This is a genomic window from Bathymodiolus thermophilus thioautotrophic gill symbiont (genome assembly GCF_003711265.1).
GTDB lineage: Bacteria > Pseudomonadota > Gammaproteobacteria > PS1 > Pseudothioglobaceae > Thiodubiliella.
This window is the reverse complement of record NZ_CP024634.1, coordinates 2314895-2328646: the sequence shown is the minus strand read 5'-3', so window position 1 is coordinate 2328646 and position 13752 is coordinate 2314895. Positions and strand designations below refer to the sequence as shown.

Below are 13752 nucleotides of genomic sequence, written 5' to 3'. Positions count from 1 at the left end.
ATTCTCTTTATTTTTTTAGATGAGCAAAAGCCTTGTCAGCACTAAGTTTAAAGAAATCGCTAATTTGTCAAAAATCGAATTTTGCTAATCATCCATATTTATGCAAAGGTCTCATTAAGGTTTAAAATTATGTTTTTTAGAAATTTATTATTAGCACTATTAAGTAGCACTATTATTTCCTGTGGCGGCAGTGGCGGTGATGGCAATTCGTCCAATTCGTTGACTGGGTATTTTCATGATTCTGCGGTATCTGGATTGAACTACAGCACCTCTTCGGGTAAACAAGGGATTACCGATAGTTTGGGTTCGTTTGAGTATTTAGTAGGTGATGACATTACTTTTTCATTGGGGTCGCTAGAGTTGGGTACTGCAAAAACCAATACGATTGGCGGGCGTGAAATCATTACCCCGAGAATGCTGGCAGAGAATACAAAAGTTGTTGACAAGCAAAAACTAGAAACTTTAATTTTGCAAACCTTGCAATCTTTAAACGCAAATAACAGTGCAAATGAGGGCATTAGCATTACTAACAATCTTGCTATTTCAGGAAACATTAGCACCTTTGTTGACAAACAAGATGATTTTTTAAATCAATTACCAGATAGCGCTAAAAGCAACAACAACTTTAGTGTGTCAAAGGCGGAAGCAGAAAAACATTTCAGAGCGCAGTTATATAAATTGGAATACAAAAAATCAAATCCAATTGATTTGCTTATCAGTAGTAGCGTTCCTTTGTTAAACAGCGTTACTAATACTGCTATTATTACTTTTAAATTCAGCCAAGAAGTGGCTTTTAGCGCTACTGATATTGGCATTAATGAGGTTGTTACACAATCTGAGTTTAAACAAGTTTCCAATGCTATTTATAGCGTAAAAATTACCGCCAAGCCTGACATATCAGGTTATGCAATAATTACAGTAAGGTCAGATGTTGAGCGCAACACTGTGGCTGCTAATTTTGGACTGCTGGTCGGTATGAAATTTGCACAAACTGATTTTGTTTTTGACACAAGTGCAGTTAATAAAACATTTGGTGAAAATTTTAGTCGTACAGCCACCGTTGGACAAAGTAGCAACAAAAATATTACTTATACTTCAAATGACACAAGCATTGCCACAGTTGATCAAAATGGCACAGTTAGCGCATTAAAAGCCGGCATTGTGAACATTACAGCAACACAATTAGGGGATGATTCTTATCAAACTGCTAGCGGACAATACAGATTAACTATTAGCAAAGCCAATCAAACCAATTTTGCTTTTGACACAAATGCGGTCAGCAAAACATTTGGTGAAAATTTTAGTCGCACAGCCACTGCTGGACAAAGTAGCAACAAAAATATTACTTATACTTCAAGTGATACAAGCATTGCCACAGTTGATAAAAATGGCGCTATTAGAACATTAAAAATTGGTGTTGTTAATATCACAGCAACACAATTAGGGGATGAATCTTATCAAACTGCTAGTGGACAATACACGCTAACTATTAACAATAAAGCCAATCAAACCAATTTTGCTTTTGACACAAATGCAGTCAGCAAAATATTTGGCGAAAGTTTTAGTCGTACAGCCACTGCTGGACAAAGTAGCCATAAAAATATCACCTACACTTCAAGCAATACAAGTATTGCCACAGTTGATCAAAATGGCACTATTGGAGCATTAAAAGCGGGCGTTGTGAACATTACAGCAACACAATTAGGGGATGATTTTTATCAAACTGCTAGTGGACAATACACGCTAACTATTAATAAGGCCAACCAAACAGGCTTTAGTGCTGGTAATGACAAAACAGGGGTTACTTTTTCTAGTTACATCCAAGTTGCAACGGGCGGGTTGAGCAATGGCGCTATTAGTTATAGCGCTAACTCTGATAAAGTAAATGTGAATGAAAATGGCAAGGTAGATATTGGTCTTAATGCTGGCACAGTAATCATTACCGCAACTCGTGCAGGAGATGAGCGATATCATCCAGTGAGCGATAATTACACTTTAACTGTTCTAAATCTTGGTGCGCCAAGTAATTTAAGATTCACGAAAAAAAGTAACAATAGCGTGATATTAAACTGGGATACCGCTACTGGTGCAGATAGTTATCAGGTGCATTATGCACAAGAAAGTTTTGTCAATATTGAGCCTGAGAATTATGGCGTTTTGACAAGTTATACAATGTTAGAAACGAATGTAACCACTCTAACAATTGAAAATCTCACCAGAGCAGGTTATTATTTCATCATCACGGCTGTTAGGCAAAATATGGCCACCCACAGAACTAGCAATCAAGTATATTTTAGCACCACACCTTCTGACTTTAATCAAAGATTAAAAATTCCAGTTGAACTCAACCCTAGCGTTGACAACAACAAGAAAAGTTTTACCTTATACATTAAGAAAGGACAATATCAATTTTATAACGGCATCAATACCAATGTGTTTTATGCTGATAGCAATAGTGGCAATACCAGTAACAACCAATCTTTAATGCCAACTTTAAGAATGCATGAGAATGACAATGTGCAAATTACCTATCACAATAAATTAGGCGAAACCACCACTATGCACGGCCATGGTATGCACCTACCAGCAAACCAAGATGGCGGCCCTCATAGCGGCATAGAGAATAACACCACTTGGACCGCAACTTATACAGTTAAACAAAAAGCATCAACCAATTGGTATCATCCACACCTATCTGGAAAAACTGGAGAACATGTATATAAAGGCTTAGCAGGTATGATTATTGTTGATGATGCTGAAAGTGATGCACTTGATTTGCCCAAGCGTTATGGCATAGACGACATTCCATTAATTGTGCAAAATAGAAAATTTAATGCCAATAAACAACTGGTTTATAGTCCAACCAGAATGGAAATTATGCAAGGTTTTAAGGGTGATACTCATATAATTAACAGCGTTATTAAGCCATTTTTGGAGGTTAAAGCCAAGCGTATTCGTTTTAGGATATTAAATGGCTCTAATGCCAGCCTATATAACTTTGGCTTGATTGATACCAGCAATAAAGATAAAAGTTTCCAGCAAATTGCCAGCGACCAAGCATTTTTAGAAAAACCAGTTACCCTAACAAGAGTGTTATTAAGCCCCGCTGAACGCGCCGAAATAGTCGTTGATTTTAGTGGCAATAGCGGCAAAACATTCATCTTAAAAGACTTTGAAACTGGCGCTGAACTCATGCAAATTATTGTCGGTAGTAGCGAAACATCAAACGCCGTCCCAGGAACACTTACCACACTTGAAAAACACTCCCCAATTAACGCAACAACTAGAAATTTTGTCTTATCTGGCAGCATGGGCGGTGGTGGTGGCAACGGTAGCGCTAGATTCACCATTAATGGCAAATCTTTTGATATGTCTCGCATAGACACCACCATGACATTAAATCAAACCGAAGTTTGGACAATTACCAACAACATGAGAATCGTGCATAATTTCCACATACATGCAACACATTTTAGAGTGATTGAACGCGGAGGCAGTGCTAGCAATGTTGCAGACAACGAAAAAGGCTACAAAGACACAGTACGAGTTGACCCCAATAGTAGCGTTAAATTCGTGGTTAAAATGATAGATTACACTAATAACAGCAATAATCCTTATATGTATCATTGCCATATTTTAGAACACGAAGACAATGGCATGATGGGGACATTTATTGTAGAGTGAGACTTTGAAAATATGTTTTTTTGATTATTTGAGACCTTTGCATAAATATGAATAATCATCAAGAATCTACTTTTCACCCACTTGGTAATTTTTTAAACCCAGCCTTAGCCCTGCTAGGACAAGATTTAAGAAAATTATCGAGTGGGCAAAAATTGAATTTTGCTAATCATCTATATTTAGGGCGCCTTCAGAAACCCCAGTGCGATTTAGGGAGAGTAGGAAATAGTGCATTTTTTAGCCAAAAATGAGGAGCATAGCCCGCTATTTGATGAATTTTTGGATGAAAAAGGTGCTGTTTTATACTTTTCATAAATTGTATTGGGGTTTTTGGAAGTGCTCTTTATACAAAAGTCTCAATTTAAAGCAAAAAAAAGCAACCAATTGGCTGCTTTTTTTACTCTAAAGGCATTAAATTATTTACCCAAAGCATCCTTAAGAGCCGATAAACACAACGCAATATTTTCTTTTCTAGAAGTATAACCCATCAAGCCAATACGCCAAACTTTACCAGCATAAGCACCCAGCCCAGCACCGATTTCAAGATTGTAATCGTTAAGCAAAGTGGCACGAACCTGTGCATCATCTACACCCTCGGGGATAAATACAGAATTTAATTGTGGCAAACGGTCTTTTTCATTCACCAAGAAATTAATGCCCATTGCTTCCAAGCCATCACGCAATAATTCGTGATTAGATTGATGTCGTGCCCAAGAATTCTCAACACCTTCTTCTAACATCATTACCAATGACTCATGCAAGCCGTATAGCGTATTAACAGGTGCAGTGTGATGGTAGGTGCGTTTTGCCCCTTTGCCCCAGTAGCCCATAACTAAATTAAGGTCTAAAAACCAAGAAGTTACAGGGGATTGACGATTTTTTACTTTGGTTAAAGCACGCTCGCTAAAACTAATGGGCGAAATACCTGGCATAGCAGACAAACATTTTTGCGTACCCGAATAAATCGCATCAATCTCCCACTCATCAACACGCAATTCCGTTCCGCCCAACGAAGTAACCGCATCAACAATAGTAATGCAATCGTATTGATGCGCAAGTTTGCACAAAGTTTTGGCATCAGACTGCGCACCCGTTGAAGTCTCAGCATGCACAAAAGCCAAAATTTTAGCCTCTGGATTGTCCTTTAAAGCCTGCTCCACTTTGTCAACCGACACCGCATTGCCCCAATCGTCTTCAACCACAATCGCCTCACCCCCCAAACGAGTGATATTTTCCTTCATACGCATTCCAAACACGCCATTAATGCAAACAATAACCTTATCATTTGGCTCAACCAAATTCGCAAAACAAGTCTCCATCCCAGCAGAACCCGGTGCCGATACTGGCATAGTTAATTCATTCTCAGTTTTAAAAATAGCCTGCAACCCCTCTTTAGTCTCATCCATCATGCCCACAAAAGCAGGATCTAAATGCCCAATTGTCGGTCGTGCCATTGCTGACAAAATTCGTGGATGAACATCGGAAGGACCTGGCCCCATTAAAGTTCTTACTGGTGGATTAAATGATTTCATAAGGTTTATTAAATATTTAAAATAAAAAAACCATTATAATGGCTTAAATGTCAATTACTGATGAATTATCGCTTGCTTTGTTCAAGGATATTTTAGGTAAATTTGTAATAGAGAAAGTTGGAGTTTTTAAGAAAGAGTCAAAAAGAACATCTGAAGAAATTTTTATTAGAGACCTTTGCATAAATATGGATGATTAGCAAAATTCAATTTTTGTCCCATTGATAATTTTCTTAAATCTTGTCCTAGCAGGGCTAAGGCTGGGTTTAAAAAATTACCAAGTGGGCGAAAAGTGGATTCTTGATGATTATTCATGTTTATGCAAAGGTCTCTATTAAAATGATTGAAAAAGGGTAAAAACATGGGGTTATTAGTTAAAGAATATAAGGAATTAGAAGAAGCACAAAAAAAACTCACTACCAATACTGCAACTTTTAATGAAATACAAAGATTTTTAGACTTGATGGAGAAAAGTGGCAATAAGACAGAAATGTCAGATTATATGAAAAATATTGGCTTTAATTCAATGGATGAATTTAAAGCAAGTTTGAATAATAAGAAAAAAAATGAAGACTTGGTTAAAGGTTTGGCAATTGTTGGTGGTGCAGTTTTGGTGGCTTGGCTTCTAACAAGAAAATAAAAAACAACTAAAAAAATGATGCAACCAACAATATATAAGCAACATTCAGTCGCTTATGGCTGGGCAATAAATAGGTAATTATTTAAGAGCCTATCAAAAAAAACCAACTTAAATAAGGAATAGATTAAGCCAATGAAAATCATACAACAACTTTTAACACAACTACCTAAAAACATCATCCTAACAGGCGAGGAAAATACCCGTCCCTTTGAGTGTGATGGGTTAAGTGTGTATCGGCAAAAACCGTTGGCGGTGGTGTTGCCAGAGAATATTGAGCAAGTTAAACAGGTGTTAAAAATTTGCAAGGCACATAATACGCCAGTGGTAACTCGGGGTGCTGGGACAGGTTTGGCAGGTGGGGCGATGCCGCTTGAAAAATCAATTGTACTGGGGTTGTCTAAGTTGAATCAAGTGAAGTCAATTGATGTGGAAAATCGACTGGCAGTGGTGGAACCGGGGGTGAGGAATATTGCGATTAGTGAGGCGGTGTCTGGGTTTGGATTATATTATGCGCCTGATCCATCGAGTCAAATTGCTTGCACGATTGGCGGTAATGTGGCTGAAAATTCTGGTGGTGTGCATTGTTTGAAATATGGATTAACGGTGCATAATGTTGAGGCGATTAAAATGCTGACCATTGATGGCGATGAGTTGGTGTTGTCGCGTCAGGATGATGGATTGGGGTTATTGGCATTAATGAATGGCTCGGAGGGTTTACTGGGGATTATTACTGAAATTACGGTTAAATTAACGCCAACACCTGCCCTTGCTAGAGTGGTGATGGCGGGATTTGATTCTGTTCGAGAATGCGCCAATGTGGTGGCAGATATTATTAAGGCGGGGATTATTCCTGCTGGGTTGGAAATGATGGACAGTTTTGCCATTCAAGCAGCCGAAGGATTTGCTGGCGTTGGTTATCCATTAGAAGCACAAGCACTGTTACTTTGCGAATTAGACGGCACACAAGCGCAGGTGCAAACTGAATTAGATGTCGTGTTAAAAATTTTATCCAACGCCTCATCGTTAAAGGTATCTGCCAGCGAAGAAGAACGATTAAATTTATGGAAAGGGCGCAAATCCGCCTTCCCTGCCGTCGGCAGATTGTCCCCTGATTATTATTGTATGGACGGCACAATTCCAAGACGACACCTAGCCGATATGTTGGAAAAAATTAACGAATTAAGCCAAAAATACCAACTCAGAGTAGCCAATGTTTTCCACGCAGGCGATGGCAATTTACACCCCCTGATTTTGTACGATGCCAATGTCGCAGGTGAGTTAGAAAAAGTAGAAGAATTTGGCACAGAAATCCTAAAACTCAGCGTTGATATGGGCGGCTCCATCACTGGAGAACACGGCGTAGGCGTTGAAAAACTAAACGCCATGTGTCACCAATTCAACCACAAAGAACTGGCAATATTCCACAAAATCAAACAAGCCTTCGATCCAAATTCACTACTCAATCCTGGTAAAGCCGTCCCAGAACTACACCGCTGCGCAGAATTAGGCGCCATGCATGTCCATCACGGCAAATTACCCCACCCTGAATTGGAGCGCTTTTAATGCCAAATCGAATCCACCAACTACAACAATTGGTCAAAGAAGCCAACAATTTACACATTAACAGCAACTGGCTAGCCTATTCAGGCATAGTAGAATATCACCCCGAAGAACTGGTTATGACCGCCAAAGCAGGCACAAAAATCAGCGAAATCCAAACCGAACTCGCCAAACACAACCAAGCACTACCCTTTTTCGTAACACCCAACACCACCATCGGCGCTGCCTACGCCCAAGGCGCCCAAGACCTATCAGATTGCATCCTAGGCGTGAAAATCATCGACGGCACCGGAGATTACCTAAACTTCGGCGGCCAAGTCATGAAAAATGTCGCAGGCTACGATGTCTCCCGCCTCCTAGTCGGCTCCAAAGGCCAATTCGCCATCATCACACAAATCAGTTTTAAAGTTATGCCCAGCACCTACATCGGCAAAATTGAGAGGCCTTGCCTCTCAAAAAATGACCAGCCTATTCGGCAAGAAATAGAAAGGCGATTGAAGGGGGTGTTTGATCCTAAAGGGATTTTTAAATAATCTTGCATTTTTACATCAATGGGTAGGGATGGGTTTGTAACCCGTCCTTGTAAGTTGGTTGTTAGGAAGGGTTACAAACTCTTCCCTACTTGCGTTTGTGTTTTGGATGGGGAAAGGTGTTTGTAGGGTTTGGTGTTGGGAGGTATGTTAGTGATTGGTATATAAAATTTAAAGCCCAAGGGTGTTGTTTGTAAAGTTCATTTTTTGTTTTTTGGGGTTGAGTTTTAAAAATTGCCAATTAGGTGAAAATTGAATTTTGTTAATCATCCATATTTATCCACAAGGGACTGCGTACTGCAAAGGTCTTATTTTTTTTAATAAAGGGAGAGGCAAATGGTTGAAGCGCTAACAATATCATTATTGGCTAATGCGGCTTATGATTTACTAAAAGCGAAAGTAAGTCTTAGTATTGAGAATTTTAAAAATATTTTAAAAGATACAGTTAAAGCAGATGTTTTAGAGGGTAATGAATTTGCATTGGCAGTGGAAAATATTAAAAAACTAGAGTTGAAAGGGTTGGACAAAACAGCCATTGAGCAGCAATTTAACAATAGCCATATTTTTCAAAATAACACAATTTTTGGGGATGCTGTAGCGGGCGACAAGATTGTCAATCATTATGGTTCAGAAAAAAAGTCCTAACCCTATTACCCGATGGCTTTAGCAATCTAGTAATAGGGCGAGACGATTTACTTAAAACATTAACTGAAAAAATACAGAAACAAAGTAATCAAACCATCTGTTTGGTTAAAAGTTTTGGTGGCGTTGGTAAAACTACTTTATGTCGGCAATTGGCTTATGATTTATATAATAAAGACGATTTTCCTAATGTCATTTGGCTTGATGCTTCGCAAGGATTAAACAGCAAATTAGTCAATATTTTAAGCGCTCATTTTAGAATTGAAGATATAGAAGATCCTGTTACGGCATTCATAGGAGTTGTAAGCCAAGTAACAAATAAAGGGGTTCTTATTATTGATAATTTGTTAGAAGATGATGGCGAGTGGCTTATAGCAAGGCAACTACAAAGCATTAATTTTCCTTGTATTGTTAATTCTCGTTATCAAGATACCAATTTTAACGAGGTCATAGAACTGGATTTCTTGAGCGAACAAGATTGTTTGAGTTTGTATTGTTATTACAGCAATGAAGGAATGAAAGACAAGGCGGTATTAGACGCAAAAATCAGCAAACTTAACCCTACTGAGAAGCGAGCAGTGGCTCAGATTGTGCAACATTGTGGCAATCATACTTTGGTATTGGAATTAGTGGCAAAGATTGCACTCATGTCAGATTATTCACCATCAAAAATGTGGGATGAATTAGAGGGCAGTAATTTTGATTCATTGGTAGAAATAAAAGCAGGCAGAGGGTTTGCCGCAGAAGGATCGGAAAAAATAATTCAACATATTGGCAAACTTATTTCTTTGATGCGGCTGCCAGAAAATGAGGTGCTATTGTTGCAATCACTGAGTCGCCTACCTGTTTTCGCCTTTGAGACAGATACTTTGAGAGGTTGGTTAAATTTAGATAATGCAGTTATCTTAAATTCATTAGTCAAGAAATCATTGTTAAGCAAAAGTATTTTGGAGGACGATCGGAAAAGTTACTTATTGCACGATATTTTGGCACGCGCCGTGCGACAGGTGTATGACATTCAATTGAATGATCAAAAGTCGCAACAATTTATCCAAGAAATCGTTGATACATTTGGATATTATGGATCGTTAAAAATATCGGAAAAACTGATTTTAGAGGCGTTGTTATTGCATGGGCAGAAAAATTTTGATGATAAAAAAGGTAATTTTAATGCTTCTTTGGGGTTGCTGTATCTTTATACTGCACAATATTCTCAGGCATTACCTTATCTTGAAACATCGTTAACAATCTGCCAAAAGATTGGCGACAAAGCAGGGGAAGGTGTGACTTTAAATAATATTTCTCAGATTTACCAAGCACAAGGTAACTACACAACTGCATTAACCTACCTCACCGACTCGTTAGAAATCCACCGAGAGATTGACAATAAAGCAGGGGAAGGCACAACTTTAAATAATATTTCTTTGATTTGCCAAATACAAGGCGACTACACAACTGCACTAACCTACCTCACTAACTCGTTAACAATCTGCCAAGAGATTGGCGACAAAGCAGGGGAAGGTACAACTTTAAATAATATTTCTTCGATTTACAAAGCACAAGGTGATTGCGCAACTGCACTAACCTACCTCACTGACTCGTTAACAATCCACCAAGAGATTGGCGGCAAAGCAGGGGAGGGTGCAACTTTAAATAATATTTCTCAGATTTACCAAGCACAAGGTGACTATACAGCTGCACTAACTTACCTCACCGACTCGTTAGCAATCCGCCAAGAGATTGGCGACAAAGTAGGGGAAGGCGCAACTTTAAATAATATTTCTCAAATTTATTATGCACAATGCGACTACACAACTGCACTAACCTACCTCACTAACTCGTTAACAATCTGCCAAGAGATTGGCGACAAAGCAGGGGAGGGTACAACTTTAAATAATATTTCTCAGATTTACAAAGCACAAGGCGACTACACAACTGCACTAATCCATCTCACCGACTCGCTAGCAATCCACCAAGAGATTGGCTACAAAGCAGGGGAAGGCGCAACTTTAAATAATATTTCTTTGATTTACCAAACACAAGGCGACTACACAACTGCACTAATTTACCTCACCGACTCGTTAGCAATCCGTCAAGAGATTGGCGATAAAGCAGGGGAGGGTAATGCATTGTTTAATATGGGTGTAATTTATTATCAAACAGGTAAAAAACAACAGGGGCTGGCGTGTTTACAATCTGCCAAAAAAATTGCACAAGAGATTGATTATTTTAAATTGAACCAGGCGTTAGATGGCTTGTCTTTTGATGTGTAAAGTATAACAATTTAGTGTGGCCAAGTTGTTTGATTGTGAGGTTGGTGGAAGATTTGATTGGTAAGGTTTTTGTGGGTATGGATGGGGAAGGAACGGTTATAAACCGTTCCCTACGGTGTGCGTCAGTAAAATGGATGGGTTTATAAAGTTTGAGTGGGTAAAGTGTTTTTGTTATAAAGTGAGACCTTTGCATAAATATGAATAATCATCAAGAATCCACTTTTCACCCACTTGGTAATTTTTTTAAACCCAGCCTTAGCCTGCTAGGACAAGGTTTAAGAAAATCACCAAGTGGGCAAAAATTGAATTTTGCTAATCATCCATATTTATGCAAAGGTCTCAAAGTGATTAGGAGTTAGAGCAGGGTGACATAATTATTGGTTTTATATTGCCAATAATTCCTTAAAATAGCCTTTAGATGAAAACAATTCAATGGATTGAATGCAAGACCGTAGGGAACGGTTTATAACCGTTCCTTCCTCCGCACAAAGTTTATTTGGTTAACACCACGCAACAACCCCCTAAGAAAAGTCAAAAAATTGAATTTTCCTAATCACCCATATCCACACAAAAGACTATTTAAAAATATTTATATCAGGTAACAAGCCCTTATCAATTTTTTCTTTGATGTATTGGCAACGCTGATTGTAATACCTTTCCAGAACGAATTTAAAAGTTTTTTTGTTTTCATAATATCCGGATTGGGCTATTGGTATATTTTGGATATTGTTAGGTAGGCTATTTATATACGACTTAAAATTATCAATAAAATATCGGCAAATTCTTTCTATTTCATCTTCAAAATTATCGATCTCAAACTTTTGAGCCAAGTTTAGGAAATCTTGTTTTTTTATCCCTTTCTTTTTGTTAAAAACTTTCATTCCAATATCTCTATTTTTTAATCCTTTGTATATAAATGAGGTGGATATATCATAATAAGGGGAAACGCACTTTTTTTGTTCATTGAAGGCGTTTGATTGATGTATTAATGACAAGTTTTTAGAGTGCAAATCTCCGTGTGATATAACCACAGAGTAAAAAATAAAAGACAAGAGTTCTTTTAATTCATTACTTGGTAAATATGCTTGTGCTTTTGTCATAATTTCAAGAATGGTGGTGTTGTATTTACTATTTGAATCATAACCTAGCATGGTGGCAAACTCTTCGTGGTCAAATTTTATCTTATCAAATCTATCAAAGCGTTTAATGATGTAGTGGTAATCTTTTTCACCTTTGATAATCGCGTTATAAGGTATGTCAAAACCAAGATCTCTGGCTATAGTCATAAACAAATGTTCATTAATTAACAAGCAGGGAATATAGGATTCATTTTGAAAAATTAGATGATGTTTGTTGTAGGGCTTCATGAAATAATTGCTATCATTTTCAGAAGTTGTGATTGTTTTAGTCTTGTCATCTTTGGTAACGCTAAATTTATGTTGAAAACCACTGAGACCTATAACATTATTTTGATTGTTTGCTTCTAATTTTTCTTTGGGGATATCTAGTTTGTAGTCTAATATATTGGGGAATGAGTAGCCACTGTCTAGAATTTCCTCTTTTACATCTTGATAGTTGTATATTTTATTTTTCTTTTTTGAAATGTGTTTAGTTTGACTAAATTGGTAGCTGCCATGAATATCTGATAATAGTAATAGTTTTTCAATTTTTGTCGATGTTTTTTTTGTTAAATCTTCATTTTCTAATAATAGATTTTTAAACACCAACGGCAAATCTTCAAATGTATTCTTCTTGTCTTTTATAGTATCAATATAGCATTTTTCACCAATATCTTCGCTATAAATAAAGGTAATTCTATCGTTATTCTCCTCTAATTTTCCTAGGTATTGATTCTGCTTATAAACATAAATAATCATATTTTAATCATTATTAAATAAAGTATATATACTTTATTTTAATGCTATTAATATATTTTGTCAAACTTGACAAAAATATCAAAACAATGTATAGTATTAGTATATATACTAATACTTTACATCTAACTATGAAAAATAAACGAAAGACTTTATTTGACAAGAACTTAGCGGATATTAAAAATGCAATCTCTGAGAAAAAAGTCTATAAATATAGAGAGTTAACAGATGTTTTAAATGTTTTAAAAAAGGATTCACGAGTGGCACAATCAATGTCATCCTCAGCATTTATGGTTAAATTGCAAGAGCAATTACACTTAAAAACATACACAGTAGTTTCGGATAAAATCAAGCAAGAAAGGTACTCTTTATTTGACATAACCATTTATGAGTTTGTTAATTCATTAACACCAAGAACCTTTTTCTCCATGACAACTGCTTTAAATCTAATAGGCGCATCTAACTTTAGAAGTGAATTCATTTTCTACTCCCAAGAACAAAAGAAAAAACACTATAAACCATCCAAAATCACCCAAGAAGCGATAGACAACGCTTACAAAAAAGACTATAGATACACCAAATCTACCGCCGATTATGAATCACATCACCTCGTGTTGTTAATGCCAAAGTTTAGCGGCGAAGTAGGCGTTGAAAAGCATAACGGTTTTAATATATCCTCAGTGAATCGCGCATTGGCTGAAATATTAATAAACATCCAATATTTCAAGGGCTTTAAAGAAGTCATCAAAGAATTTAAAGGCATTAAAGACAGAATCGATATCAATGAAGTTTATAAAGTAATAAAAGCCTTTGATTTGATTTACCCTTATTTTCAACTACTCGGATTTGCCTTGAATCAAATTGGCTTTCACCATTCAGAACTTGATATATTTAAAAAGCAAGTCAGTGAATTTGATTTTTATACCGAGAAAAATAAAAGCAGATATCGTTATGATGAGTACTGGAGAATTTATTATTGATTTCATTTTTCACACCACCTTTGAGTAACTCTGAATGAGTTAA

The 13752-nt window shown here is 37.0% G+C and carries 12 protein-coding genes; 9 read left to right on the top strand and 3 right to left on the bottom strand.

Going from position 1 to position 13752, the window contains the following annotated elements; genetic code table 11:
- The first annotated feature begins 129 nt into the window (after positions 1-129).
- Together MS2017_RS08175 and MS2017_RS08170 are read left to right on the top strand one after the other, a co-directional pair.
- Complete coding sequence (locus MS2017_RS08175) at positions 130-3684, top strand: Ig-like domain-containing protein (RefSeq protein ID WP_122951885.1); 3555 nt, start codon at positions 130-132, stop codon at positions 3682-3684.
- Between the two features lie 47 nt (positions 3685-3731).
- Entirely contained in the window at positions 3732-3932 is a 201-nt protein-coding gene (locus MS2017_RS08170) for a hypothetical protein (RefSeq protein WP_122951884.1), read from the top strand.
- Positions 3933-4097: 165 nt separating this feature from the next.
- On the opposite strand, the gene MS2017_RS08165 is transcribed toward MS2017_RS08170, so the two are convergent.
- Both MS2017_RS08165 and MS2017_RS11470 read right to left on the bottom strand, forming a co-directional pair.
- Positions 4098-5213 (bottom strand): pyridoxal-phosphate-dependent aminotransferase family protein, encoded by a 1116-nt coding sequence (locus MS2017_RS08165; RefSeq protein WP_122951883.1) that lies wholly within the window; start codon positions 5211-5213, stop codon positions 4098-4100.
- A 165-nt stretch (positions 5214-5378) separates the two neighbouring features.
- Positions 5379-5525 carry a hypothetical protein gene (locus MS2017_RS11470; RefSeq protein ID WP_164707672.1) on the bottom strand — a complete coding sequence of 49 codons (147 nt, stop codon included), beginning with the start codon at positions 5523-5525 and terminating at the stop codon, positions 5379-5381.
- Between the two features lie 46 nt (positions 5526-5571).
- On the opposite strand from MS2017_RS11470, the gene MS2017_RS08160 reads away from it, so the two are divergent.
- The 6 genes from MS2017_RS08160 to MS2017_RS11460 all read left to right on the top strand — a co-directional run bounded on the left by MS2017_RS08160 (position 5572) and on the right by MS2017_RS11460 (position 11214).
- Positions 5572-5850, top strand: coding sequence for a hypothetical protein (locus MS2017_RS08160; RefSeq protein ID WP_122951882.1), 279 nt, complete (start codon positions 5572-5574; stop codon positions 5848-5850).
- Between the two features lie 132 nt (positions 5851-5982).
- Positions 5983-7413, top strand: coding sequence for an FAD-linked oxidase C-terminal domain-containing protein (locus MS2017_RS08155; protein WP_122951881.1), 1431 nt, complete (start codon positions 5983-5985; stop codon positions 7411-7413).
- Complete coding sequence (locus MS2017_RS08150) at positions 7413-7943, top strand: FAD-binding protein (protein WP_122951880.1); 531 nt, start codon at positions 7413-7415, stop codon at positions 7941-7943. Before MS2017_RS08155 ends, MS2017_RS08150 begins: the two co-directional genes overlap by 1 nt.
- A gap of 333 nt (positions 7944-8276) precedes the next feature.
- Positions 8277-8585, top strand: coding sequence for a hypothetical protein (locus MS2017_RS08145; protein WP_122951879.1), 309 nt, complete (start codon positions 8277-8279; stop codon positions 8583-8585).
- Positions 8586-8617: 32 nt separating this feature from the next.
- Positions 8618-10855, top strand: coding sequence for a tetratricopeptide repeat protein (locus MS2017_RS08140; RefSeq protein ID WP_277424508.1), 2238 nt, complete (start codon positions 8618-8620; stop codon positions 10853-10855).
- A 197-nt stretch (positions 10856-11052) separates the two neighbouring features.
- Entirely contained in the window at positions 11053-11214 is a 162-nt protein-coding gene (locus tag MS2017_RS11460) for a hypothetical protein (RefSeq protein ID WP_164707671.1), read from the top strand.
- Between the two features lie 216 nt (positions 11215-11430).
- Here MS2017_RS11460 and MS2017_RS08135 read toward each other — a convergent pair whose 3' ends face one another.
- On the bottom strand, positions 11431-12732 hold the full coding sequence (locus tag MS2017_RS08135) for a HipA domain-containing protein (RefSeq protein WP_122951878.1): 1302 nt from the start codon (positions 12730-12732) through the stop codon (positions 11431-11433).
- Positions 12733-12860: 128 nt separating this feature from the next.
- On the opposite strand from MS2017_RS08135, the gene MS2017_RS08130 reads away from it, so the two are divergent.
- Complete coding sequence (locus MS2017_RS08130) at positions 12861-13709, top strand: hypothetical protein (RefSeq protein ID WP_164707670.1); 849 nt, start codon at positions 12861-12863, stop codon at positions 13707-13709.
- The last annotated feature ends 43 nt before the right edge of the window (positions 13710-13752 follow it).

Bases quoted from the DNA above. Each gene is read 5' to 3' on its own strand.
- MS2017_RS08175 (WP_122951885.1), top strand. From the start codon at position 130: ATGTTTTTTAGAAATTTATTATTAGCACTATTAAGTAGCACTATTATT.
- MS2017_RS08170 (WP_122951884.1), top strand. From the start codon at position 3,732: ATGAATAATCATCAAGAATCTACTTTTCACCCACTTGGTAATTTTTTA.
- MS2017_RS08165 (WP_122951883.1), bottom strand. From the start codon at position 5,213: ATGAAATCATTTAATCCACCAGTAAGAACTTTAATGGGGCCAGGTCCT.
- MS2017_RS11470 (WP_164707672.1), bottom strand. From the start codon at position 5,525: ATGAATAATCATCAAGAATCCACTTTTCGCCCACTTGGTAATTTTTTA.
- MS2017_RS08160 (WP_122951882.1), top strand. From the start codon at position 5,572: ATGGGGTTATTAGTTAAAGAATATAAGGAATTAGAAGAAGCACAAAAA.
- MS2017_RS08155 (WP_122951881.1), top strand. From the start codon at position 5,983: ATGAAAATCATACAACAACTTTTAACACAACTACCTAAAAACATCATC.
- MS2017_RS08150 (WP_122951880.1), top strand. From the start codon at position 7,413: ATGCCAAATCGAATCCACCAACTACAACAATTGGTCAAAGAAGCCAAC.
- MS2017_RS08145 (WP_122951879.1), top strand. From the start codon at position 8,277: ATGGTTGAAGCGCTAACAATATCATTATTGGCTAATGCGGCTTATGAT.
- MS2017_RS11460 (WP_164707671.1), top strand. From the start codon at position 11,053: ATGAATAATCATCAAGAATCCACTTTTCACCCACTTGGTAATTTTTTT.
- MS2017_RS08135 (WP_122951878.1), bottom strand. From the start codon at position 12,732: ATGATTATTTATGTTTATAAGCAGAATCAATACCTAGGAAAATTAGAG.
- MS2017_RS08130 (WP_164707670.1), top strand. From the start codon at position 12,861: ATGAAAAATAAACGAAAGACTTTATTTGACAAGAACTTAGCGGATATT.